At 60.4% G+C, this 23,026-nt stretch carries 21 protein-coding genes; 9 read left to right on the top strand and 12 right to left on the bottom strand.

The annotated features are described in order from the left end of the window. Positions 1-78: 78 nt before the first annotated feature. From GGR20_RS07855 to GGR20_RS07825, 7 genes are all read right to left on the bottom strand, one after another. Complete coding sequence (locus GGR20_RS07855) at positions 79-1,665, bottom strand: FGGY family pentulose kinase (RefSeq protein ID WP_183310700.1); 1,587 nt, start codon at positions 1,663-1,665, stop codon at positions 79-81. An 81-nt stretch (positions 1,666-1,746) separates the two neighbouring features. Next, positions 1,747-3,222, bottom strand: a complete 1,476-nt coding sequence (locus tag GGR20_RS07850) for a mannitol dehydrogenase family protein (protein WP_183310699.1) — start codon at positions 3,220-3,222, stop codon at positions 1,747-1,749. Next, positions 3,219-4,238 (bottom strand): ABC transporter ATP-binding protein, encoded by a 1,020-nt coding sequence (locus GGR20_RS07845; RefSeq protein ID WP_183310698.1) that lies wholly within the window; start codon positions 4,236-4,238, stop codon positions 3,219-3,221. Before GGR20_RS07845 ends, GGR20_RS07850 begins: the two co-directional genes overlap by 4 nt. A 13-nt stretch (positions 4,239-4,251) precedes the next feature. Then, on the bottom strand, positions 4,252-5,082 hold the full coding sequence (locus GGR20_RS07840) for a carbohydrate ABC transporter permease (RefSeq protein WP_183310697.1): 831 nt from the start codon (positions 5,080-5,082) through the stop codon (positions 4,252-4,254). A 12-nt stretch (positions 5,083-5,094) separates the two neighbouring features. Beyond that, complete coding sequence (locus GGR20_RS07835) at positions 5,095-5,967, bottom strand: carbohydrate ABC transporter permease (RefSeq protein WP_183310696.1); 873 nt, start codon at positions 5,965-5,967, stop codon at positions 5,095-5,097. Between the two features lie 277 nt (positions 5,968-6,244). Further along, on the bottom strand, positions 6,245-7,555 hold the full coding sequence (locus GGR20_RS07830; protein WP_183310695.1) for an ABC transporter substrate-binding protein: 1,311 nt from the start codon (positions 7,553-7,555) through the stop codon (positions 6,245-6,247). Between the two features lie 455 nt (positions 7,556-8,010). Further along, complete coding sequence (locus GGR20_RS07825; protein ID WP_183310694.1) at positions 8,011-8,703, bottom strand: winged helix-turn-helix transcriptional regulator; 693 nt, start codon at positions 8,701-8,703, stop codon at positions 8,011-8,013. A 166-nt stretch (positions 8,704-8,869) separates the two neighbouring features. Here GGR20_RS07825 and GGR20_RS07820 point away from each other — a divergent pair, with 166 nt between their 5' ends. Further along, positions 8,870-10,312, top strand: coding sequence for an FAD-binding oxidoreductase (locus GGR20_RS07820; protein WP_183310693.1), 1,443 nt, complete (start codon positions 8,870-8,872; stop codon positions 10,310-10,312). A 49-nt stretch (positions 10,313-10,361) separates the two neighbouring features. Here GGR20_RS07820 and GGR20_RS07815 read toward each other — a convergent pair whose 3' ends face one another. Together GGR20_RS07815 and GGR20_RS07810 are read right to left on the bottom strand one after the other, a co-directional pair. After that, on the bottom strand, positions 10,362-11,315 hold the full coding sequence (locus GGR20_RS07815; RefSeq protein WP_183310692.1) for a sugar-binding transcriptional regulator: 954 nt from the start codon (positions 11,313-11,315) through the stop codon (positions 10,362-10,364). A gap of 28 nt (positions 11,316-11,343) precedes the next feature. Then, on the bottom strand, positions 11,344-12,189 hold the full coding sequence (locus tag GGR20_RS07810) for a DNA helicase (RefSeq protein ID WP_183310691.1): 846 nt from the start codon (positions 12,187-12,189) through the stop codon (positions 11,344-11,346). A 228-nt stretch (positions 12,190-12,417) separates the two neighbouring features. On the opposite strand from GGR20_RS07810, the gene GGR20_RS07805 reads away from it, so the two are divergent. Further along, the gene (locus GGR20_RS07805) at positions 12,418-13,083 is read left to right on the top strand and encodes a class I SAM-dependent methyltransferase (RefSeq protein ID WP_183310690.1); all 666 of its coding nucleotides are present in this window, start codon (positions 12,418-12,420) and stop codon (positions 13,081-13,083) included. A 6-nt stretch (positions 13,084-13,089) separates the two neighbouring features. Here GGR20_RS07805 and sseA read toward each other — a convergent pair whose 3' ends face one another. Both sseA and GGR20_RS07795 read right to left on the bottom strand, forming a co-directional pair. Further along, on the bottom strand, positions 13,090-13,923 hold the full coding sequence (gene sseA, locus GGR20_RS07800; protein WP_183310689.1) for a 3-mercaptopyruvate sulfurtransferase: 834 nt from the start codon (positions 13,921-13,923) through the stop codon (positions 13,090-13,092). 131 nt (positions 13,924-14,054) lie between these two features. Beyond that, entirely contained in the window at positions 14,055-15,074 is a 1,020-nt protein-coding gene (locus GGR20_RS07795; protein WP_183310688.1) for a substrate-binding domain-containing protein, read from the bottom strand. A 490-nt stretch (positions 15,075-15,564) separates the two neighbouring features. Between GGR20_RS07795 and GGR20_RS07790 the strand changes: the two genes are divergently transcribed. The 6 genes from GGR20_RS07790 to GGR20_RS07765 all read left to right on the top strand — a co-directional run bounded on the left by GGR20_RS07790 (position 15,565) and on the right by GGR20_RS07765 (position 21,899). After that, complete coding sequence (locus tag GGR20_RS07790; protein ID WP_183310687.1) at positions 15,565-16,833, top strand: ABC transporter substrate-binding protein; 1,269 nt, start codon at positions 15,565-15,567, stop codon at positions 16,831-16,833. Between the two features lie 87 nt (positions 16,834-16,920). Then, positions 16,921-17,901 carry a carbohydrate ABC transporter permease gene (locus GGR20_RS07785; protein ID WP_246349489.1) on the top strand — a complete coding sequence of 327 codons (981 nt, stop codon included), beginning with the start codon at positions 16,921-16,923 and terminating at the stop codon, positions 17,899-17,901. After that, positions 17,901-18,746 carry a carbohydrate ABC transporter permease gene (locus GGR20_RS07780; RefSeq protein WP_183310686.1) on the top strand — a complete coding sequence of 282 codons (846 nt, stop codon included), beginning with the start codon at positions 17,901-17,903 and terminating at the stop codon, positions 18,744-18,746. The genes GGR20_RS07785 and GGR20_RS07780 overlap by 1 nt, the downstream gene beginning before the upstream one ends. A 12-nt stretch (positions 18,747-18,758) precedes the next feature. Beyond that, complete coding sequence (locus GGR20_RS07775; RefSeq protein WP_183310685.1) at positions 18,759-19,763, top strand: ABC transporter ATP-binding protein; 1,005 nt, start codon at positions 18,759-18,761, stop codon at positions 19,761-19,763. A gap of 171 nt (positions 19,764-19,934) precedes the next feature. Continuing rightward, positions 19,935-20,723: a ThuA domain-containing protein gene (locus GGR20_RS07770; RefSeq protein WP_183310684.1), complete on the top strand. Its 789-nt coding sequence runs from the start codon at positions 19,935-19,937 to the stop codon at positions 20,721-20,723. 132 nt (positions 20,724-20,855) lie between these two features. Continuing rightward, a complete protein-coding gene (locus tag GGR20_RS07765) occupies positions 20,856-21,899 on the top strand; it encodes a Gfo/Idh/MocA family protein (RefSeq protein WP_183310683.1) in 1,044 nt (347 codons plus the stop codon). Positions 21,900-22,007: 108 nt separating this feature from the next. Here the strand turns inward: GGR20_RS07765 and GGR20_RS07760 are convergent, their stop codons facing one another. Next, positions 22,008-22,574, bottom strand: coding sequence for a hypothetical protein (locus GGR20_RS07760; protein ID WP_183310682.1), 567 nt, complete (start codon positions 22,572-22,574; stop codon positions 22,008-22,010). Between the two features lie 166 nt (positions 22,575-22,740). Here GGR20_RS07760 and GGR20_RS07755 point away from each other — a divergent pair, with 166 nt between their 5' ends. Next, positions 22,741-22,992 carry a GlsB/YeaQ/YmgE family stress response membrane protein gene (locus tag GGR20_RS07755; RefSeq protein ID WP_183310681.1) on the top strand — a complete coding sequence of 84 codons (252 nt, stop codon included), beginning with the start codon at positions 22,741-22,743 and terminating at the stop codon, positions 22,990-22,992. Positions 22,993-23,026: the final 34 nt, after the last annotated feature.

The following is a 23,026-nucleotide window of genomic DNA, read 5'->3' as shown; positions in this document are numbered from 1 at the left end:
AAAAGAGCTTACCGGGGATTGCGAAGCGTGGATAGGCGCTGCATGCGCCCCGCGCATCAGCGAACGCCAATGGCGGCGCTAGTCGAGCGCGTCGATGACTTGGCGCTGTTTGAGCATTGCAAGGAAAATGCGGTAGTCGCGGTCGAATTGCGCCCGAGCTTCGGCCTTGGGCGCACGGGCGGTGCCCCCCTGCTGCATGGCCAGACACGCTTGATCGAGGCTTGAATAGAGCCCGGCAGCATTGGCAGCGACCATCGCCATGCCGAGCAGGGTAGCGTCAGGCGTCGAGGGCTCGACCACGGTACAGCCGGTCGCATCGGCGTAAAGCTCCATCAGCAGCGGGTTGCGGGTGTGGCCGCCGGTAATGTGCAGCGTGTCGATGGCATAGCCCTTGGTGTTGAGCGTATCGAGAATATGCCGCACGCCGAGCGCGATGGACACGCAGGTGCGCCAATAGAGCCGGCATAGACTGTCGAAGTCGCTGTCGAGCGTCAGGCCGGAAATTACGCCCAATGCGGACGGATCGCCCAAGGGCGAGCGATTGCCGTGAAAGTCCGGCAACACGTGAAGGCGATCTGCCAGGGCAAGCCCTTCGCTTTCTCGGAGTTCCATCACCCGGTTGCAGATCGCCAGATGCTTGTCGCGGCTCGGCTCTCCACCCGCGCCGTGCCACTGGATGATGTGGTCAAGCAGGGCGCCAGTGGCCGATTGTCCACCCTCGTTGAGCCAGACACCGGGCAGGACGGCCCCGAAATAGGGCCCCCAGACGCCTGTAGTCGGCCGGTCTTCGGCGGAAAGCGCCATGACGCAGCTCGAGGTTCCGGCAATCAGCGCCAGATGACGGTCGATGGTCTCGACATCGGCGGTAAAGGCCCCAAGCACACCCAAGGCTCCGGCATGGGCATCTATCAGCCCGGCGCCGACCCGGCAGGTCGTTGTGAGGCCGAGTTGTTCTGCGGTCTTGGCTGTCAGCGGTCCGAGATCGGCACCTACCGGGCTGGCTTTTTGTGGCAGAGCCGCCTTTTCGAGCAGGTCTTCAAGCCCGACCCGGGCGAGAAAATCCTGCCGCCAGCTGCTTTCCTCGTGCCCCAGATAGGTCCATTTGCAGGTGAGGGTCGATTGCGAGCGAGCCAGTGAGCCCGTTGCTTGCCAGGACAAGAAATCGGCGAGGTCGAACATCTGCCCGGCGCGGTTCCAGCTTTGTGGCAGATGCCGCTTGAGCCACATCAGCTTGGGCACTTCCATTTCCGGCGACATGACGCCACCGGCATAGTGCAGCACCTCGTGGCCGGTGCGGGTGCATTCGTCGGCCTCGTCAAGCGCCCGGTGGTCGAGCCAGACAATGGTGTCCCAGCGGTCTTCGCCATCACGCGAAACACTTACCGGGGCGCCGGTAGCGTCCCGCACCACCAGCGAGCAGGTGGCGTCAAAGGCGATTCCGGAGACATCCTGGGGCCTTGCACCCGCTATGGACATGGCCTTGCGGACTGCTTCACACACGGCCTGCCAGATCTGACCACTGTCATGCTCGGCGAAATTGGCGTCGGTGCGCCGCATGAGAATAGGCACTTCGTGCCGACCAAGGAACTGGCCACCGCGCGTGAAGACACCGGCCCGGGCGCTGCCGGTTCCCACATCCACACCCACCAGGAAGTCTTGCGACACGCCGCCCTCTTATGTTCGGTCCGGGCGGACCATAGCGAATGGGATAGACAGCGACTAGAGGGAGAAGGGCAGAGGCAAAACCTAGTGCCGACCCGCCAGATACCCCTCGAGCGTTCGGGCGGTGCCCTGCATCCACAGCGCGTTCAGAGCCTTGGTGAAGGCGGCAATAAAGTCAGGGGCCCTGGCCAGATCACCATAGATGTCGGCCATTTCGAGCCAGGCTTTGGGGTTATCCTTGGCCTTGATGGCTTGGGCGTTGAGTCGGTCCCAATTCGGATCGTTCGGCTCGATCTCCGCGCCGCTATCGGTGGTGCCAAAGCAATAGCGGCACCAGAGGGCTGAAACGAGCGCCAGGCCAGTGACGCTCTGGCCATCGCGAATGCGATCGAGCGCCGAAGGGATGATGAATTTGGGCTGCCGGTTGGAGCCATCGAGCGCCAGGCGCCGCACGGTGTCGCCGATCTTGGGATTGGCAAAGCGCCGCTCGCAAAGCGCGAAATAGGCGTCGAGATCGGTGTCGGGCACGGGTGGTACGACGGGAATGATCTCCTCGGTCTCCACCTTTTTGAGGAAGGCGGAAACCAGTGGGTGCTCCATGGCCTCGTGCACGAAATGTATGTCGAGCAGGCCGGCCGGATAGGCGATGGTGGCGTGGCCGCCATTGAGAATGCGGATCTTCATATGCTCGTAGGGCGCAACGTCGGGCACGAAGTGCACACCGACCTTTTCCAGCGCCGGGCGCCCGGCGGGGAAATTGTCTTCAAGCACCCATTGCTTGAAGCTTTCGCAGAACACCGGCCAGGCGTCGTCGATGCCGAACTGGTTGGCCAGCAAGGTCTTCTCGCGTTCCGAGGTGGCCGGGGTGATGCGGTCCACCATGCCATTGGGGAAGGAGACCGAGGACTTGACCCACTCGGCCAGTTCCGGGTGGATCAGGGCGGCCAAGCCCGCGACGGCGTTTTCCGTCACGTGGCCGTTGCCCGGGATATTGTCGCAGCTCATTACCGTGAAGGGGGCGATGCCAGCCTCGCGGCGTTTGACCAAGCCGGCCAAGATCAGACCGAACGCGGTTTTCGGGGCGTCGAAATGGGTCGCGTCATGCGCAATGTCGGGATGGGTTGGATCGAATGTCTGGCTGGCCGGGTCGATATAGTAGCCGCCCTCGGTAATGGTCAGCGAGACGATGCGGATGGCCGGATCCGCCAGCCTGGAAATAACGGCCGCGCTGTCGCCGGGCGGCAGATAGTCGATCATGGCGCCGGTAATGTGGGCAGCGCTATGGTCGGCCTCCTGCTCGACCACGGTGGTGAACCAGTCCTGCCCCATCAGCTTTTGCCGCATCGCCTCATCGGCCGCGCGTACGCCGGCGCCCACCAGCGCCCAGTCATGGCCCTCGCCCAGGTTGAACAGGGCGTCGAGGTAGACTGCCTGATGGGCGCGATGAAAATTGCCGACGCCGAAATGCACGATGCCGGCGGTGAGATCGGCGCGGGTATAGGCCGGGGTGACCGCAGTCTTGATCGCTGGAAGCGTTGCAGTGGAAAGCCTGGTGGTCATGTCGGTTTGTCCTGGAGTGCCAGCCCGGCCGCGTCGAAGCGGTAGATGCGGTTGGCGGCGGGCGTGAGGTAGACCTTGTCGCCATGGCGGAAGGTCTGTTCGCCATCGGTGCGCACTGTCATCAGTCCGAGCCCTTCGACCTCGACGTGCAGGAAGGTATCGGAGCCGAGTTGTTCGGCGACATTGACCGTACCGGCCCATTGTCCAGCTCCCGCGGTGGTCGAGAGCGCAAAGTGCTCAGGCCGTACCCCGATGGAGTGGGCATTGTGCTTTTCGGCCTCGGGACCATCGACGAAATTCATCTTCGGCGAGCCGATAAAGCCGGCCACAAAGCGGTTAGCGGGCCTCTTGTAGAGTTCGAGCGGGGAGCCGAATTGCTCGACATTGCCCGCATTCAGCACCACGATCCGGTCGGCCATGGTCATGGCTTCCACCTGGTCGTGGGTCACATAAATCATGGTGGTCTTGAGCTGCTGGTGCAGTTCAGTGATTTCAAGCCGCATGTTGACGCGCAGCGCCGCATCGAGGTTTGACAAGGGCTCGTCGAACAGGAACGCCTTGGGTTCGCGCACGATGGCGCGGCCAATCGCAACGCGCTGGCGTTGGCCACCGGAGAGGGCCCGCGGGCGGCGGTCGAGATAAGAACCGAGATTGAGCGTGCGGGCTGCATACTCGACCTTCTTGTCGATCTCGGCTTGCGGCATCTTGGCCATTTTGAGGGGGAAGGCGATGTTGTCGCGCACGCTCATATGCGGATAGAGCGCATAGGACTGGAACACCATGGCCAGGCCGCGCCGGGCGGGCGGTGCGCCGGTGACGTCCTCGCCATCGAGCTTGATATGACCCGAGGTGGTGTCCTCAAGCCCCGCGATCAAGCGCAGCAGGGTAGATTTGCCGCAGCCCGAGGGGCCGACAAAGACAACGAATTCGCCGTCCTCGATCTCAAGCGAAATGTCGGGGATGATTTCGACTTCACCGAAGGACTTGTTGACGTGTTCGAGCGTGATGGAACCCATTTCATAAAGCCCTTTACTTGACGGCGCCGAAGGTGAGGCCGCGGACGAGCTGCTTCTGGCTGAACCAGCCCAGCAACAGGATTGGTGCAATGGCCAGAAGAGATGCGGCCGAAAGCTTGGCCAGGAACAGGCCCTGGGGTGACGAGAAAGAAGAGATAAACGCGGTCAATGTGCCGGCCCGACCCGAGGTCAGGGTGATGGTCCAGAAGGCCTCGTTCCAGGCCAAGATCACATTGAGCAGTAGGGTCGAGGCAATGCCGGGAATGGCCATGGGCACCAGCACATGGACGATTTCGTTCCAGAGCTCGGCGCCATCCATGCGCGCAGCTTCGAGAATATCGACCGGGATTTCCTTGAAATAGGTGTAGAGCATCCAGATGATGATCGGCAGGTTGATCAGCGTCATGATGATGGTCAGGCCATGCACGGTGTCGAGCAGGCGCAGATCGCGGAATATCAGGTAGATCGGGATCAGCACGCCAACGGCAGGCATCATCTTGGTGGAGAGCATCCACATCAGGATGTCCTTGGTGCGCTTGGTCGGCGCGAAGGCCATTGACCATGCTGCCGGGATGGCAATGACGAGGCCCAGCAGGGTCGAGCCTACCGACACCAGGATCGAGTTCCAGGCGTGCTTGATATAGTCCGAGCGGTCCTGCACATCGCCGAAATTGTCGAGCGTAAAGGTCAGCGGAAGAAAAGTGGGCGGAGTGGCGATCGCCTCGGCTTCGGTCTTGAAGGCGGTGACGATGGTCCACAGGATGGGCGAGAACAGCAGCAGGGCCACGGCCCATGCCAGCACGGTGAAGCCAACTTTGGTCTGAACGGATGCGTTGCGGGCCATGATCTTGTCTCCTTACGCGTCCAGGTTCTTGCCGACGGCGCGCATCAGGAAGATGGCGACGATGTTGGCGATGATGACCGCGACCACGCCACCGGCGGAACCGGCCCCGATGTCATTGGACAAAATACCGGTTCGGAACACCAGGAAGGTGATATTGGTCGAGGCATAGCCGGGTCCGCCGCCGGTGGTGACGCGGATTTCGGCAAAAATGCCGAGCAGGAAAATGGTCTGGATCAGGATCACGATGGTGATCGCCCGGGCCATGTGCGGCAGGATGATATAGCGGAAGCGGTTGACCGCGTTGGCGCCATCCATTTCGGCGGCCTCGCGTTGCTCCTCGGAGAGCGACTGCAATGCGGTGAGCAGGATGAGCGTGGCAAAAGGCAGCCACTGCCAGGCGACAATCACGATCACCGAAAACAGCGGATATTGCGCGAACCAGTCCACCGGCTCGAGGCCAAGAGCCTTGAACAGGTGCCCGAGCATGCCATAGCCGGGATGCATGAAGCCGTTCTTCCAGATCAGCGCGGCGACCGGCGGCATGACGAAGAAGGGGGAGATGACCAGGATTCGCAAAACGCCCTGGCCCCAGATCGGCTGATCGAGCAGCAGCGCCAGGAAGGTGCCGCCGATCACGGTGATCAGCAGCACCCCGCCGACCAGCAGCAGGGTATTGACCAGCGCCTGGGTGAAGCTGGGGTCGCCGATGACGTATTCATAATTTCCCCAGCCGGCAAAGCCGGTCATCATCGGGTTGATCAGGCTGTAATTCTGGAACGAAAACCAGATGGTCATGGCTAGCGGCACGGCCATCCAGATCAGAAGCACGATGACGGCAGGTGCCATCATGGTGCGCGCCAGGGTGCGGGTTTGCCGGGTCGCCATGCAGTCCTCCCAGGGCCGATCAGATCTGCCCGATTTGTTCGGGTCCATCGGTCCTCATCGGATGGTCACCTGAAATGGCCATCGGATCAGGCCCGCCAGCCTGCGGCGCAGCCGCAGTGCCGGGGATGGAACCGTCCGGCGTCCTGAGGGGGACGAATTTGCCGGGCGGCTCCAGTTCAGGACGCAGATGCAAGGGAGGAAGAAATATCCGTGCATAGGGTCCGGAAGAGGACGGCCGAAAAAGAGGTTCCGGCCGCCTGAGGCTTTGGAGGAAGCCTTATTTGAGATAACCGGCGCGGGTCATGTCGCGGGTTACGGCGTCCTGGGCCTGTGCCAGGGCGTCATCGGCCGACATCTGACCAGCGAGCGCTGCTGAGAAGAGCTGGCCGACATTGGTGCCGATGCCGGCAAATTCGGGAATGGCCACGAACTGCACGCCCACATAGGGCACAGGCTGGACGGTCGGCTGGGTCGGATCAGCCGCATAGATCGACCCCATGGTCATTTCCGCGAACGGGGCGGCCGCCTGGTAGTCGGGGTTTTCATAGAGCGAGATGCGAGTGCCCGGGGGCACGTTGGCCCAGCCTTCTTCAGCGGCAACCAGTTCGAGATACTCCTTGGAGGTCGCCCAGCCGATGAACTGCTCGGCCGCATCGGCATTCTGCGAGGAAGCCGGGATCGCCAGGGACCAGGCCCAGAGCCAGTTGCCGCGCTTGCCCAGGCCCGTGTCGGGCGCCAGGGCAAAACTGACCTTGTCGGCCACGGTCGAGTCATCGGGATTGGTGACGAAGGAGGCCGCCACGGTGGCGTCGATCCACATGCCGCACTTGCCCTGCTGGAACAGGGTCAGGTTCTCATTGAAGCCGTTGGAAGAAGCGCCCGAGGGACCGGCATCGGCCATCAGCGAGAGATAGGTGTCCAGCGTTTCCTTCCATTCCGGGCTGTCGAATTGCGGGTTCCAGTCTTCGTCGAACCAGCGGGCACCGAAGGAGTTGGACATGGCCGTCAGGAAAGCCATGTTCTCGCCCCAGCCAGCCTTGCCGCGCAGGCAGATGCCGTTGATGTCGTTCTCGCGATCGGTCATGGCGCGCGCGGCTTCACCGATGAATTCCCAGGTCGGGGCTTCCGGCATGGTGAGGCCCGCTTCTTCCATCAGATCGGTGCGATACATGATGAAGGAGCTCTCGCCATAAAACGGGGCGGCATAGAGCTTGCCATCGACGCTCAGGCCGTCGCGGATCGGCGGCAGCAGGTCGTCAATATCATATTCGGCGTCCGCCGTCAGGCCATCGAGTGGCTTCAGCCACCCTTGGCCGGCCCAGATCGGGGCCTCGTAGGTGCCGATGGTCATTATGTCGTACTGGCCACCATTGGTGGCGATGTCCGTCGTCACGTTCTGGCGCAGCGTGTTTTCTTCCAGAACCACCCAGTTGAGCTCAATGCCGGTTTCTTCGGTGAAGGCGCTCGACAGGCCCTGCATGCGGATCATGTCGCCATTGTTCACGGTGGCAATGGTGAGCGTCTGCGCAGAAGCGGTGCCGACGAGGGCGAGCGTTAAAACGCCCGCGAAAAGCGGTGTCAGTCTCATAGAAATCCTCCCAGATGCCGAAACGGGCATTTGCCTCGGCTATGAGCAAATGTTTACATAAATGGCGTGCGAGTCAAGCGGTGAATTTCTTGGGATGTCTTCTGTTCCTTGGTAAACAGCGCTGAAGCGCGGTTCTTAAGCGCTCGTGTAAGTGGTATGAGCAAAGACGCTGTTCAACGAACTTATGCCCGGAATCAGAATGTCTTACTGCAGGGGGAACCTCCTGACCGTGGGTGGGATCGAGCCTGTCAGACGTGACCTTCGAGCTTGCGCGGTGGGCTGCGAGTTTTGCTGGCGGCAGTTTGCCGAAAAGCGGTTTCTAGGTTTAACTTCTTCAGCCCAAGAGCGCACTGTCACTCAGCTCTGTACTGGTGGCTGCCGGACAACGCTCAAATATGGGTGGGCAGAAAGCCGTCTGCGATCTCGATGTGGCAATTGTGGCGATGGATGTCTTCTCAGTGCACCAGCTTCGACTGAGAGGAAAAAGGACTAAGACCCAACCAGGTCTGCATTGTGCTCGCCATTGCCGGATCGCCTTCAAACTGGATCTTGTCTCGAACTTGCTCTACTCTTGCCAGACCCATCCAGATTTCAGTCATGGTGCGCAGATTCGTCGTCACCCAGAGATCGACATCGTATCCAGGATCGGTCGAACAGAGGTCAACGGCACCGAAGGGCTCTACGACCAGCCACCAGTGTCGCCTGCCACCCGCAAGTTCAGGATAGAGAAAACTGATCACTGTCCGGCGGTCGGGCAAGGGAGACGGGTCCAGGTTGCGGCGCATGTCCCACATCAGCAGCGACGGGTCCAGGTTCTCCAGCGTTGCCTGTGTCTCGATCCATTTTTGCCCCCATATACCGAAGGCTTCAATAATAGACTGCAGGTCGTGCCCGGCCTTGGTCAGGCGGTATTCCTGCACACTCGGCTCGTCATCTGCGGGGCCACGCGAGACTATCCCGGCAACTTCGAGCTCCTTCAGCCTTTGGGATAAAAGGCTCGGGGACATGCGCGGAACGCCTCGTCTCAAATCGTTGAACCGAGTTGAGCCGGCCACCATTTCACGCACCAGAACGATGGTCCAGCGCGTGCAGAGCATTTCGGCCGCCATCGCGACCGGACAGAACTGTCCGTAACTGCCGAGAGTCATCTTGCAACTCCTCCTCTGGAGAAAAGCCCGCTATCGCCCACGCTTCAACCTAGCACGATTTCACCCTTCGCCCGTCAGGAAAAGGCAGGTTCAGTTTCAGGACTAGTTCACCCTCATGTTGGGGCGCAGTCTGCCGATAGGCCAAAAACCTATTGGAGAAATCGCCATGACCGTAGAGCTAAAAGATCTGAACGGTGGGACCTTGCAGGTCCTCGACGAGAGACTGGCAGAATTGAGGACCGCGCTGGAGGGCCAGCTGATCGGCAAAGACGACGCCGGCTACGACGAGGCCCGATCACTTTGGAACGGCATGCTAGATCGGCATCCTGGTCTGATCGTGCGCGCAAAGGACCGGAGAGATATCCAGCTCGTGGTGAACTTCGCGCAGCACAACAGCGTCTTGCTGAGTATAAAAGGGGGCGGCCATCAGATTGCGGGCCATGCGGTGGCTGATGGCGCGTTGCTTCTTGATCTTTCGCAGATGAAGGGCGTTCACGTCGATCCTGATGCAGCCACAGCAACTGTCGAGCCCGGCTGTCTTTTGTCCGACGTGGATAAGGTCACCCAGGCTCACGGATTGGCGGTGCCTCTGGGCATCAACTCGACAACCGGTATTTCAGGTCTGACCCTTGGTGGTGGCTTTGGCTGGATTACTGGCAAACACGGGCTGACGATTGATAACCTGCTATCGGCTGAAGTTGTCTGCGCCGATGGCGAGATACGAACAGCAAGTGCTTCGCAAAATCCTGATCTTTTCTGGGCGATCAGCGGGGGAGGGGGCAATTTCGGCGTAGTCTGTTCGTTCAAGTTCAAGCTGCATCCGATCGGTCCTGAGGTCTTGTCTGGGCTGATAGTGCACCCCTTGTCTGATGCGCGCGGTCTCCTGCAAAAATATCGTGATATCTGTGCCCGCGCGCCTGACGAACTGACTGTCTGGGTGGTCCTGCGGCAGGCACCTCCGCTTCCCTTCATCCCGTCGGCCTGGCATGGCAAGGAAGTTCTTATTTTCGCCGCCTGCTATGCCGGCGACATGGAGCAAGGGATGCAGGCAATGCAGGAGTTGCGGGCCCTTGGCGAACCGATTGCCGACGTGATCGCCCCACACCCCTATGAAGGGTGGCAGCAAGCTTTCGATCCACTCCTCACCCCAGGTGCGCGCAACTACTGGAAGAGCAACGACTTTCTTGCTCTGCACGATGAGGTCATAGACGCGACCTTGTCGGCGGTTGCCGAATTGCCTGACCCGCAGACAGAGATATTTATCGCACATCTGGGCGGTGCGATGACACGTGTTGATCCCTCCGCCACACCTTTTCCTCAGCGTCAACGCCACTTCGTGATGAATATTCACACGAGATGGTCCGACCCTGCACAAGATCAGTCATGTATCGCTTGGGCCCGCGAGCTTTTTGAGCAGACTGCGCCTCACGCCGCCGGCACCGTATATGTAAACTTTTTGCCCACGGACGACGAGGGCAGAGTATCGGAGGCCTACGGATCCAATATTGAGAAGTTGCGCGGCATTAAGGAGAAGTACGATCCGCAGAACCTTTTCCGACTGAACCACAATATTGTGCCGAAAGCGGATGTGGAGCTGATGTCCGCTTAAGGTCCGGCGCATAAAGCCAGGGCCAAGCGGACCATGAACGATCATGCTGTCACGCCAGCAGCAGTTCCGCCGTCTGTTCGTCGGTGATGATGCCATTGGCGAGGCGCCTTGCCAGGGCGGCGCGGATGGCGGCGGCTTTGGCCGGGCCCATGGCCAGGGCAATGACGCGGCCATTTTCGCGGCTGGGAATGGGGGCAGACGCGACCCGGTCATTGGTCTGGCCTTCGATCAGTCGTCCCTCGGCATCGAACACCCAGCCGCAGATTTCGCCGACCGCACCGGCCTTCTGTAGCGCCTTGTGTTCGGTTTCGGAAATGAAGCCGTCGAGCAAAAGGGGCGCATCCGAGCCCAGATGGCCGATACCGACAAAGGTGATATTGGCGCGGGCCGCCAGGTCGAGCGTCGAGGCGATCATGGGCTGGGTGTGGAGCATTGCGCGCTCCTTGGCCGAGGAAGCGATAACCGGCAAGGGCATAGGAAAGCTACGGGCCTTCACCGTATCGGCCACGTTGAAGATGACGTTGTAGAACGCGGCCGAGCCGTCCGGGGCAATATTGCCGGTCAGCGACACCACGGTGTGGTGCGGGCAATCCATGGGCTGCAGTTGTTCGATCGCGGCCTTGAGCGTGCGGCCGGTACCGATGGCAATAATCACCGGGTCGGGGCTGCGCAGGCATCGTTCAAGCTCAGCGGCCCCGGCCTCGGCAATGCCGATTGTGCTCGAGGTGCTCCCGGGATCGGACGGCACGACCTCGCAGTGGTCGAGCGCGTAGCGGGCGCGCAGTCGCTCGGCCAGGTCCAGGCAACGGCCGATGGGGTGGTCGAGCCGCACCTTGATCAATCCTTCGCTGACCGAGAGCGAAACCAGCCGCTGCGCCGATTGGCGCGATATTCCCATCTTGGAGGCGATCTCCTCCTGTGTATTGCCGGCCACATAATAGAGCCAGCCGGCCCGCGCTGCATCGTCCAGCCGAGTTGCAGAAGTCTCGTTACGCGCAGCCATATGCCCTCATCCCTAGTCGCTCCCGCGATTATTCCGATGCGGCGGCCCACCGCAAGGGGCAATGACGGAAAGGGTGGCGCCAGACTTGGTGGCACCCAACCAGATTGGAGCCAGTTGTTGATGCCGAATGATCTATCCAGCCAAATCGTCGTGGCTGCGCAATATCGTCGTGGCTGCGCAATACCCCCCGATGCAGGAACCAGGCGCGGCTGAACAAGCTCAGGTCGAGCGGGTTTGGCAGGCGAATATCTGCAGGTCCGGGCAGGGGGGCGTTTACGGCCTCGAAGGCGCGCTCGATCTGACAGACAAAAACGATGATCACGCCCCGCGCACTCGCAAACCGGGCCAGATCCGAAACCTGGTCCTGCAACGTAGGCGTGGACCGCTTCTGGTCGAGCAATTGCAGGTAGTCGATCACCGCAAGGCTCCCTCTCGGTGCATCAGCCAGGGCTTGAAGGACATGTCCGGCGCTGATGTCATCGGAGCAATCGACGATAAATCGGCCCGGCAGCCGGCGGGGATCGGCGCCAATCGCTTCCAATTTCGCCTGCACATCCGCCGGGGTGTAGTCAAGCGAAAAGAGATGGGCAGATTGGCCCGCCTCTGCAGATGCAACGGCAATCTGCAGGGCCAGACGTGTCTTGCCTTGACGGGGGCGCGCTGCAATCAGGGCAAGTTCGCCCGGCCGCAACTGGGCCAGAAGATCACCCGGATCAATCGAGGCGTCTGCGTGTCGCGCAGCGAGCAAGCTCCAGCTCGAATAGCCTTCTTTCGCAGCGATCTGGTCGAGCGCAACATGAAGAGGGATGGTCCGGTCGCGGACTTGCGTCTTGGCGGCGCGCTTGAGGCGGTAAATCGGTGCGGAAAGCGGCATGGTCTTGCTCCAGTCGTTGCTGGCTCAGGCAATCCCTCCTTATGCCGTCGCACGACGGGGCGTATGAATTGCGAAGTCGTCCGGCAGGTTTGCTGCTTACCAGGTGGAGGGTGGAGGCGTGGACGGCGCCATGCATATTGATAGCCGATTCTCGATCGCCGTGGCGATGGGCTTGACCATTCCATTAAATTGTAACAATGCAAGTTACATATATCATTGGAGGTGATGATGTCCGAATTCGCCGATGTCGCGCAGCGTTATGCTGAAGGGCCGCCCAGGCAGGTGCCGGGGTTGGATTCCCTACATCGCATGACTGATCTGCTGCTGACTGAACGCGTGCCAGAGACGGGTCGAGTGTTGGTTCTGGGTGCCGGTGGTGGCATGGAATTGCGCAATTTGGCGAGCCGTCATGCGGGATGGCAATTTGATGGTGTCGATCCCTCCGAGCAAATGCTCGATACCGCCCGCGCAGCGACGGCGGCTTTCGCTGATCGGGTGCAACTGCATGAAGGGACAATCGCTGAAGCGCCAGAGGGGCCGTTCGACGGCGCCACCTGTCTGCTCACCTTTCATTTCATTCGGCTGGATGAACGGCTCGACACCCTCGTGCAGTTGCGTCGCCGTTTGCGGCCGGGCGCGCCGCTGGTCCTGGCACATATGAGCTTTCCACAGGATGCGCAGAGCCGCGAGATCTGGATGCGGCGGCATGCGGCCTTTGCCGTCTCTAACGGGGTCGATCCGGCCCACGCTGAAAATGGCCGCACGGCCATGCTGGAGCGGCTGCATCTGCTCTCACCGGAGGATGAAGAGCGCATGATGGCAGAGGCTGATTTTTCCAGCGTGAGCCTGTTCTTTGCCGGGTTCAACTTCCGCGGCTGGGTCGCCTACGCCTGAGGCCGGTCAGCTCTCCACTTCGGCATCGTCCCGCGCGCCCCATTCAGCCCAGGAGCCGTCATAGACGGCGACATGCTTTGCCCCTGCCTGCTCGAGCGCCAGAGCGAGGGTGACGGCAGTGATACCGGAGCCGCAGGAGGTGATGATGGGTTGGTCCAGGCGCACACCGCGTTCGGCAAAGATCGCCTGCAGCGCTTCGGGAGATTTGAGGCGCCCGTTTTCCGTAACAAGGCTCACCGGCACATTGGTGCTGTCAGGAATATGGCCGGCCCTGAGACCCTTACGTGGTTCGGGCACTTCGCCGTGAAAACGCGGGGCGGGGCGGGCATCGACTATTTGGGCGGCGTGGCTGCGCAGATTGGCCGAGACAGTTTCGAAGCCGACCGCCGCATCGGCGTCGAATTTGGCCTCGAAGCGACGTTTTTCCCGGGGCTGCAGCCCGGTTTCTGTGCCGCGCTTTTCGGCGCGCCATTTCGGGCCGCCCCCTTCGAGCATGACCACATTTTTCGCGCCAAAACTGCGAAATGTCCACCAGACGCGCGGGGCGCTGAACAGGCCGACCTCATCATAGACGACGATGGTCATTTCCTCGCTGATGCCCAGTGCCCCCACAGCGCGGGCGAATTCCGCCGGGCTGGGCAGCATATGAGGCAGGTCGCTCGAGGTGTCGGCAATGCCGTCGATGTCGAAGAACACGGCGCCGGGAATGTGGCCGGCCAGATATTCGGCCTGGGCATTACGCGCGCCATTGGGCAGGTGCCAACTCGCATCGACAACGACGACGTCCGGATCTTTCAGGTGCTGGGCCAGCCAGTCGGTGGTGACGAAAGGAGGCGTCATTCAATACTCCGTGCCGCGTGCTGCTGTTAGTGGTAACGCTGCGTGTCGATGCGCTTCAAGCGTCAATCTGGCGATAATGCAGTGCAGTGGGTCAATGCGGCAGAATCAAGAGGGCGCTCTGCCCTTTGTTGTCAGCTCTTTGGCGCAGGTCCTGAGCTTTCGCGCAATACCAGTTCCACCGGCCAGAGTTCATGCACGTCGGCCAGCGGCTTGCCGGCCAGAATCTGCATGATGAGTTCGGCGATGCGGGTGCCGGCCTGGCGGATCGAGGAGCGCGTCGTCGACATGGTGGGGTACATGTTGTCGGCGTTGAGATAGGGGAAAACGTCGTCATGCGCGATCATTGAGACGTCGGAGCCTAGTTGCAGGTCGGCTTGGCGAATGGCCCGGAAGACGCCCAGCGCCGTCATCATCGAACCAGCCAGAAAAGCGGTGGGACGGGGGCGCTGTTCGAGCATGGCCTGGGCCATGCGGAAGCCGATTTCGTCGGTGAAGGCCGAATTACCGATCAGCGCGGGGTCGACCGTCAGACCGCGCGCGGTCAAGGCGGCGCGGTAGCCGGTCTCACGGTCCTGGGCAAAGGTGCGGCCCTTGACGCCATTGAGCAGGGCGATCCGCCGGTGTCCCAGATCGAGCAGGTGGCTGGTGGCACGTTCGAGCGCGCTGGTGTTGTCGATATCGAGCCAGGCCACGGGGTGACCGATATCTGTCCGGCCATGCAGCACGAAAGGAATTTTGAGGTCCATCAGCAATTCGGCCCGCTCGTCGCTGATGGTGGGAGAATGCAGGATGACCGCATCCACCTTCTGGCTGGCGGCCAGGCGTCGATAGGCGGCAAGCTCTTCCTGATGGCTGGCGACCGTGGAGACCAGCATGTCGATCTCCTGGCTGGCCATATAGCTGCCGACGCCGGAGAGAAATTCGGACATATGCGGGCCCAGCTCGTCGGCGCCGCGCAATACAAGGCCGATGGCACCGGCGCGCCCGGTGGCCAGCCGCAGGGCGCTGGCATTGGGGCGATAGCCAAGCAGATTGGCGGCCTCGGCCACACGACGGCGGGTGGCCTCATTGACTTCAGGGTAGCCGTTGAGCGCACGGCTGACCGTGGTTTGCGACAGGCCGAGATGCTCGGCGAGGTCTTTTAGTCTCATCGCGGCTTTACGGCCCACAAGGTTTTTGAGCTCCGGTCCGTCATCCGCATTGGTGCGAAAAACCCGGTGGCTACAGCCATTAGGGCAGGCGCGTCCCTTTGAACAGGGAACTTTGCCATTCTCCTCCAAACGCCATTCAAAGCGATTTCAAATTCTGAAGCAAGTCCCGGGAATCGTTTCAGAGAGTTGAGGTGCGTACGTCATGGATTTCTTGCATGGGTTTTGAGTTCCTGGATGCGTAATCCAAATAAGTGTCTGAATTTTATACTCTTTTTACAGCGTCCGTAGAAAAGTTCCGAAAATCAACCCGGGTGGCGCTTGACAGTTTTTCGGGGCTCTGTTTCCTTAACTTCCAAAGCGCTTTCAAACCGAACGGCAATAAGACGGTTCGGCGAGGTGCTTTTGAGGGGGAGGAGAATTGACCACGCGTTCCGGCGCGAGGCCCGTTCAGTGCGCCTCCCCCGTCACATGTTTTTCGGGAGGATTTCCAATGAAGATGAAACTGATGCTCGCCGGCCTACTGACGAGCGTGACCCTGGTGGGGGCCGGTGCTCAGGCAGCCGAGCTGTCCATTGTCTCCGGCGATACAGGCAGCGGTTTGGCGTTCCTGCGTAGCCAGCTTGATCGTTTCGAGGCAGACACCGGTCACACTGTCACCGTGGTGCCGATGCCCTCTTCGACCACCGATCAGTTCGGTCAGTATCGTCTCTGGCTCGCGGCCGGCAATTCGGACATTGACGTCTACCAGACCGATGTGATCTGGGCGCCGCAACTGGCCGACCAGTTTCTCGATCTGAGCGAGGCCGCAGCAGATGTGGCCGGCAGCCACTTCCCCTCGATCATTGAGTCGCAGACGGTAGACGGCAAGCTAGTTGCCCTGCCGGCCTTTACCGATGCTCCCGCGCTCTACTACCGCACGGATCTGCTTGAGAAGCATGGCAAGTCCGTTCCCTCGACCTGGACCGAGCTCGAGGCTACGGCCATGGAGATCATGGAGGCCGAGCGTGCAGAAGGCAATTCGGAGATCTGGGGCTTTGTATTCCAGGGTAACGCCTATGAGGGCCTGACCTGTGACGCCCTTGAATGGGTCAAATCCAATGGCGGTGGCCAGATCGTGGAGCCCGACGGGACCATTTCGATCAACAACGAGCAGGCGGCTGCTGCGATCGATCGTGCAGCAGGTTGGGTCGGAACCATCGCGCCTGAAGGCGTGCTGGCCTATATGGAAGAGGAAAGCCGCGGTGTGTGGCAGCTTGGCAATGCCGTGTTCATGCGCAACTGGCCCTACGCCTATGCGCTGGGCAATGGTGATGACTCGGCAGTGAAGGGCAAATTCGACGTTGCTCCGCTGCCTGCTGGCGATGGCGAAAACGCCCGGTCGGCCGCAACTCTGGGTGGCTGGAACGTGGCGGTGTCCAAGTACTCGCCCGATCCGGAAGCTGCTATCGAGCTGGCCAAATTCCTGGCTTCGGAAGAAGTCCAGAAGGAACGCGCGATCCAGCAGTCGAACCTGCCGACCATCCCGTCGCTTTACGAGGACGCGGATGTGCTCGAAGCATCGCCATTCATGGAAAACTGGAAGGCAATCTTCGAACAGGCCGTGCCACGTCCGTCCGCTCCGACCAAGACCGACTACAACGAGGTTTCCTCGCTATTCTGGAGCGCGGTGCATGACACGCTTGCAGGCAATGGTTCTGCGGCAGAAAACCTCGAAATTCTTGAGGCCGATCTGCAGGACCTGAAGGGCGACGCCTGGTAGTCCTCCCGGCGGCCTGAGCAGGGCGGATGGTTGGGTTTCCCGGCCGTCCGCCCAGCACTTTTAAATCAATTGTGGGAGGAGACGAGTATGGCGACTGACGCCATGGCGCCTGCAGCTACGGTGGCTACCCCGAAAAGTAGATCGGAACTCTCACGGCAACGTGCACGTGCGGCGCGCTGGTTCCTGGTCCCGATGTTGATCGCGCTGTCGATCGTTGCCGGGTGGCCGCTGCTACGCTCGATCTGGTTCTCCTTCACGGACGCTACACTGAACGACCTATACGGCGCCGAGTGGATCGGCATCGGCAATTATTTGCGCTGGCAGGTGCTGGAAAGCGGCACGGTACGGTATCGCGGTGTGCTGGCCGATCCGGACTGGTGGAATGCGGTTTGGAATACCGTGCGGTTCGCCTTCTGGTCGGTGCTTTGGGAAACTGTGCTGGGCATGATCGTGGCGCTGGTGCTCAATGCCGAGTTCCGTGGCCGCGGCATCGTTCGCGCCGCCATTCTGATCCCCTGGGCCATTCCGACCATTGTTTCTGCGCGCATGTGGGGATGGATGCTCAACGACCAGTTCGGCATCATCAACGATCTGGGTATGAAACTGGGTTTGCTCTCCGCTCCGGTGGCGTGGACGGCCTCGGCAGATACCGCCATGACGGCGGTGCTGATCGTTGATATCTGGAAGACCACCCCGTTCATGGCTCTGCTGATCCTGGCCGGGTTGCAGATGATCCCCAAGGACATCTATGAGGCGGCCAATATAGACGGTGTGCACCCGGTCAAACAGTTCTTCAGGATTACCCTGCCATTGGTGCGGCCAGCGCTGATGGTAGCGATTATCTTCCGCGTGCTCGACGCCCTGCGCATTTTTGACCTGATTTATGTTTTGACGCCCAATTCGCGCTCGACCAAGACCATGTCGGTGCTAGCACAGGAAAATCTGTTCCAGTTCAACAACTTCGCTGAAGGCTCGACCCAGTCGACGCTGTTGTTCCTGATCATCGCCATCTTCACCATCCTCTACATCTGGATCGGCAGAGTGAACTTCGAGGGGGGAGACCGCTGATGCCTGCGACCTTCGACTACTGGAAGCTGACCAAAACGATACTCTTCTATGCGCTCGTCGTGGTCATCGTGGTGATTTCGGTTTTCCCGTTCTACTACGCGATCCTGACCAGCCTGAAGTCAGGGACTGATCTGTTCCGTGTCACCTACTGGCCGACCTCGATCAGCTTCGACAATTTCCGGCAGGTATTCTCCCAGGGGGCGTTCCCGCGCAATCTGCTGAACTCGGTTTTTGTCGCGTCGCTCACCGTGATCCTGGCCCTGTTCCTGGCGGTCACGGCGTCATTCGCGCTGAGCCGGGTGAGATTCCGAGGACGCAGCCTGTTGCTGATGACCATCCTGGCCGTGTCCATGTTTCCGCAGATTGCGGTGCTGGCGGGTCTTTTCGAGGTGATCCGTTTCCTGGGCATCTACAACACCCCCTGGGCTTTGATCTTCGCCTACACAATCTTCACCTTGCCGTTCACGGTCTGGGTGCTGACCACCTTCATGCGCGACCTGCCGATCGAAATCGAAGAAGCAGCCATTGTCGATGGGGCAACTCCTTGGGTCATCATCACGCAGGTATTCATGCCACTGATGTGGCCGGCACTGGTCACCACGGGGCTACTGGCCTTTATCGCGGCCTGGAACGAATTCCTGTTCGCGCTGACCTTTACGGTCTCGAACGAAACCCGCACGGTGCCGGTGGCCATTGCGCTGCTTTCAGGCGGCTCACAGTATGAGATCCCATGGGGCATCATCATGGCTGCATCGGTTGTCGTGACCGTGCCGCTGGTGGCGCTGGTGCTCATCTTCCAGCGCAAGATCGTTTCCGGCCTTACCGCCGGCGGCGTCAAAGGATAAGGAGAAGCCAAAATGGCATCAATCGAACTTCGTAACATTCGTAAGTCCTTTGGCGCTGTGAACGTCATCAAGGGCGTCGATCTGGAAGTGCGCAAAGGGGAGTTCATGGTCTTTGTCGGCCCATCGGGTTGCGGCAAGTCTACCTTGTTGCGGCTGATCTCGGGTCTTGAGGACATCACTTCGGGCGAAATGCTGTTCGACGGCAAGGTGGTGAATGCCCTGACGCCTTCCAAGCGCGGCATCGCCATGGTGTTCCAGTCCTACGCGCTTTATCCGCACATGACGGTCTATGAAAATATGGCGTTCGGCCTCAAGCTGGAGAAGGCACACAGCAAGGAGGCCGTTCGCGAGCGCGTGGAAAAGGCGGCGGACATGCTGCAGATCCGGCAATATCTGGATCGTCTTCCCAAGCAGCTTTCGGGCGGTCAACGGCAGCGCGTCGCCATTGGCCGGGCCATTACCCGGGATCCGAAAGTGTTCCTGTTTGACGAACCGCTGTCAAACCTGGATGCGGCCTTGCGCGTGGCGACCCGTATCGAGATTGCCAAGCTGCATGAGGGCATGCACGACGTCACGATGATCTATGTGACGCATGATCAGGTTGAGGCGATGACCCTAGCCGACCGGATTTGTGTGCTGCGTGATGGCTTGGTCGAGCAGGTGGGTACGCCTATGGAGCTTTATGAGAAGCCTGACAGCATTTTTGTTGCCGGGTTTATCGGCTCACCCAAGATGAACTTTCTGACCGGGGAGAAGGCTGCGGCGTTCAAGTGCACCACGCTGGGCGTCCGTGGCGAGCACATGCTGGTCAAGCCCGATGGCATCTGGGAAGGCGAAGTGATCCACACCGAAAACCTTGGCGCGGACACCTATGTCTATCTGGAAATGGGTCAGGAGGAGCCAATCGTGGTTCGTCTCGAAGGCGCCATGCAGCATCCGAGTGGTTCGAAGCTGCGGGTGTCCCCGATGGAAGACCGCCTGCATCGTTTCGATGAGGCTGGGAAACCCATTCGCTAGGGTCAGATTTCAATGCGCGGACAAGCTGCCGCCACCATAACCCTCCACCGTGTCCCTCCTGGCGGGAACCTCAGTTGAATAAACAGGGGTTCCCGATCTCGCGGGAATGACGCAGAACCAAGCAACACCCCCGGCGCCTGTCCGCCGGGAATTTGATATTAGGAGACTCTCATGCCGATCCGTACCCTGGTTTGGGGTGAAAACGTTCACGAGCAGAAGAACAAGGTCGTCGCCGAAAACTACCCTGATGGCATGCACAATCAGATTGCGTCGCTGCTGCGGCAGGATGCCAATCTCGAGGTCAAGACCACCACGCTGCAAGAACCCGAGCATGGGTGTACCGAAGAAGCGTTGGCCAATACCGATGTGTTGCTGTGGTGGGGCCACGCGGCCCATGACAAGGTCGATGACGCGGTGGTGAAACGCGTCATGGAGCATGTCTGGCAGGGCATGGGGTTGATCGTGCTGCATTCGGGGCATCACTCCAAGGTGTTCAAGGGGCTGATGGGTTCGCCGGCGAATTTGCACTGGCGCGAAGCCGGTGAACGCGAGCGCCTGTGGGTGGTCAATCCCGGGCACCCGATCGCCAAGGGCCTGCCAGCTTATTTCGAGCTGGAATATGAAGAGATGTATGGCGAACCATTTACTGTGCCGGAGCCGCTGGAGACTGTGTTCGTGTCCTGGTTCCAGGGTGGCGAGGTGTTCCGCTCGGGCCTGACCTACAGGCGTGGCGCAGGCAATATTTTCTATTTCCGCCCCGGCCATGAAACCTATCCGACCTATCATGACGCCAATGTCGGCCAGGTGCTTCGCAATGCGGTCAACTGGGCCCATCAGGGCGATCGCCAGGCGCATCTGATGAAGGCACCCAACACGCCGGTTGCCGAGGCTATCGAAAAGATCGAGGAACGCGGGGCAAAGCTGAGCGCCGCCGATCACGCGGGCGAAGTGAAAAGCTGACCGAGCCGTAGCGCGGCTTCTGCCCTGGCGGAGTGCGCCGTGTCGGACCAACGGTCATTCCCGCCCATGGCGGGGGTGACCTGCAAAGACAACAGACGAAAGGGCCGTCGGCGACGGCCAGGGATTTGAAATATGCGTATCCTCATCCTGGGTACCGGCGGCATGGCCAATACGCACGCCAAGAACTTCGCAAGCATTGAAGGGGTCACCCTGGCCGGCGGGGTCGACGTCGACCCCTCGCGGGTCGAGGCCTTCTGCGCGGCACACAATATCGAGCGCGGCTTCGGTTCGCTCGACGCGGCCCTGGGCTGGGGACAGTTCGATGCCGTGGCCAATGTGACACCTGACAGTGTGCACTACCCTACGACAATGGCTGCCCTGGCGGCGGGCAAGCATGTGTTCTGCGAAAAGCCCCTGGCGACTGATCACGCACGAGCCATGGAAATGACCGAGACCGCCGAACGGCTGGGCCTGGTCAATATGGTCAACCTGACCTATCGCAATGTTGCCCAGCTCCAGAAGGCACGCGAAATCGTGCAGTCGGGCCAGGTTGGCACGGTCAAGCATTTCGAGGCTAGCTATCTGCAGAGCTGGCTGGTGTCTCGCGCCTGGGGCGACTGGCGGACGGAGAGCCAGTGGCTGTGGCGCCTGTCCAAGAAGCACGGATCCAACGGTGTATTGGGTGATATCGGCGTGCACATTCTCGACTTTGCCGCTTATGGCGCGGGCAGTGACTTCTCGAAAGTCTTCTGCCGCCTGGAAACCTTCGACAAGGCACCGGGCAACAAAATTGGCGAATATGATCTGGACGCCAATGACAGCTTCGCCATGACGGCGCAGCTGGAAAATGGTGCGCTGGGTGTGGTGCATGCCTCGCGCTGGGCGACGGGCCACTTCAACGAGCTGCGGCTACGGGTCTATGGTGAACTCGGCTCGATCGAGGTGCAGCATCGTCACGACTGGTCCAGGCTTTATACGTGCTTGGGGCAGGATGCCGAAACCGGCACCTGGACCGAGGTCGAGGTCGATCCGGTGCCCACCAACTACGAGCGCTTCATTGACGCGTGCCGACAGGGTCAGAATCTGGAGCCCAGCTTCCGGCATGCCACCAATATTCAAAAGGTGCTGGATATGGCGACGGTGACTGATCGGGAACGGGCCGAACATGCCGTTTAGTCACAAGAAAGGCCCCGGCACTTGCCGGGGCCCTTACATGCCGTTTAGTCACAAGAAAGGCCCCGGCACTTGCCGGGGCCCTTTGTAGATTTCTCGCAAGAGAAATTATCAGTCACGATCATCGACATAAACGATGACCGAACCGTCAGCCTTGGTCTTCACGCTGACAACGTCCTCGACGGCATGGCCTTCAGCTTCGAGCTTGGCCGTGATCGCCGTGTTTCCTTCAATACGGGAATGCAGACCGGCCTGCGCGTCGGCATTGGTTGTCAGTTCAGCGTCGAGTGCAGCGCTCTCAGTGGCGGCATCGCCCTGGAGGGACGAGAGCAACACGATGCTGATCTTCGATTCATCTGTGATGCTGGACAGGTCCAGGTCAGCCGAACCCTTGATGGATGCCATCACCGAGCCGTAGGTGTTGTCGGCCATGTCGCTGGCATTGGCATTGGCGTTGGCGTTGGCGTTTGCGCCGGCATTGGCGCTCGCCTTGCCCTTGGCACCGGCATCGGTGTCGACACCTGCATCCACACTGGTGTCGGTGCTAGCGCCTGCATCGAGGCTTGGGGTTTCCACAGATGCACCTCCGCCTGCGTCAACGCCGACATTGGCGTCCTGAGCAATCGCGGTGGAAGCGAGAAGCGCGGTAACTGCAGTTGCGATAAAGGTCTTTTTCATTTCAGTACTCCGTTTGTGGGATGTGCCCCCCACTTGGACAGCCACACAACGAACCTTTCTGCGTTGAGTTGCGCAGTTCCGGATCACAAACGGCGATCAAATTTGTCATCGCTATTGCAACCGGTTGAGGCGATGCCAATTTCCTTGTGAATAACAGGAGCGTCATATGAGCATTGTCTGGGCCATAATCGTCGGATTCTTCGCCGGGCTGATCGCAAGGTGGATCACGCCAGGCGACAACAAGCCTTCGGGCTTCATCCTGACCACAGTATTGGGCATCGTCGGTTCGGTTCTGGCGACCTGGCTCGGGCAACAGATCGGCTGGTTCGGTCCCGATGATAGTGCCAATTTTATCGGTGCCATCGTTGGCGCGGTAATCATCCTGCTCGCCTGGGGACAATTGGCGCGTCGCACCTGACTGGCCGGGCAAGTAAAAAAGGGCGCCCGAGAGC

The sequence above is a fragment of the Devosia subaequoris genome, from assembly GCF_014197055.1.
In the GTDB taxonomy this organism is placed as follows: domain Bacteria; phylum Pseudomonadota; class Alphaproteobacteria; order Rhizobiales; family Devosiaceae; genus Devosia; species Devosia subaequoris.
The sequence above is the reverse complement of the archived record's forward strand: the minus strand, read 5'-3'. Positions and strand labels throughout refer to the sequence as shown.

Excerpts from the sequence above, each read along its gene's own strand:
- GGR20_RS07850 (WP_183310699.1), bottom strand. The coding sequence starts at position 3,222 with ATGACCACCAGGCTTTCCACTGCAACGCTTCCAGCGATCAAGACTGCG.
- GGR20_RS07845 (WP_183310698.1), bottom strand. The coding sequence starts at position 4,238 with ATGGGTTCCATCACGCTCGAACACGTCAACAAGTCCTTCGGTGAAGTC.
- GGR20_RS07840 (WP_183310697.1), bottom strand. The coding sequence starts at position 5,082 with ATGGCCCGCAACGCATCCGTTCAGACCAAAGTTGGCTTCACCGTGCTG.
- GGR20_RS07835 (WP_183310696.1), bottom strand. The coding sequence starts at position 5,967 with ATGGCGACCCGGCAAACCCGCACCCTGGCGCGCACCATGATGGCACCT.
- GGR20_RS07830 (WP_183310695.1), bottom strand. The coding sequence starts at position 7,555 with ATGAGACTGACACCGCTTTTCGCGGGCGTTTTAACGCTCGCCCTCGTC.
- GGR20_RS07825 (WP_183310694.1), bottom strand. The coding sequence starts at position 8,703 with ATGACTCTCGGCAGTTACGGACAGTTCTGTCCGGTCGCGATGGCGGCC.
- GGR20_RS07820 (WP_183310693.1), top strand. The coding sequence starts at position 8,870 with ATGACCGTAGAGCTAAAAGATCTGAACGGTGGGACCTTGCAGGTCCTC.
- GGR20_RS07815 (WP_183310692.1), bottom strand. The coding sequence starts at position 11,315 with ATGGCTGCGCGTAACGAGACTTCTGCAACTCGGCTGGACGATGCAGCG.
- GGR20_RS07810 (WP_183310691.1), bottom strand. The coding sequence starts at position 12,189 with ATGCCGCTTTCCGCACCGATTTACCGCCTCAAGCGCGCCGCCAAGACG.
- GGR20_RS07805 (WP_183310690.1), top strand. The coding sequence starts at position 12,418 with ATGTCCGAATTCGCCGATGTCGCGCAGCGTTATGCTGAAGGGCCGCCC.
- sseA (WP_183310689.1), bottom strand. The coding sequence starts at position 13,923 with ATGACGCCTCCTTTCGTCACCACCGACTGGCTGGCCCAGCACCTGAAA.
- GGR20_RS07795 (WP_183310688.1), bottom strand. The coding sequence starts at position 15,074 with ATGAGACTAAAAGACCTCGCCGAGCATCTCGGCCTGTCGCAAACCACG.
- GGR20_RS07790 (WP_183310687.1), top strand. The coding sequence starts at position 15,565 with ATGAAGATGAAACTGATGCTCGCCGGCCTACTGACGAGCGTGACCCTG.
- GGR20_RS07785 (WP_246349489.1), top strand. The coding sequence starts at position 16,921 with ATGGCGACTGACGCCATGGCGCCTGCAGCTACGGTGGCTACCCCGAAA.
- GGR20_RS07780 (WP_183310686.1), top strand. The coding sequence starts at position 17,901 with ATGCCTGCGACCTTCGACTACTGGAAGCTGACCAAAACGATACTCTTC.
- GGR20_RS07775 (WP_183310685.1), top strand. The coding sequence starts at position 18,759 with ATGGCATCAATCGAACTTCGTAACATTCGTAAGTCCTTTGGCGCTGTG.
- GGR20_RS07770 (WP_183310684.1), top strand. The coding sequence starts at position 19,935 with ATGCCGATCCGTACCCTGGTTTGGGGTGAAAACGTTCACGAGCAGAAG.
- GGR20_RS07765 (WP_183310683.1), top strand. The coding sequence starts at position 20,856 with ATGCGTATCCTCATCCTGGGTACCGGCGGCATGGCCAATACGCACGCC.
- GGR20_RS07760 (WP_183310682.1), bottom strand. The coding sequence starts at position 22,574 with ATGAAAAAGACCTTTATCGCAACTGCAGTTACCGCGCTTCTCGCTTCC.
- GGR20_RS07755 (WP_183310681.1), top strand. The coding sequence starts at position 22,741 with ATGAGCATTGTCTGGGCCATAATCGTCGGATTCTTCGCCGGGCTGATC.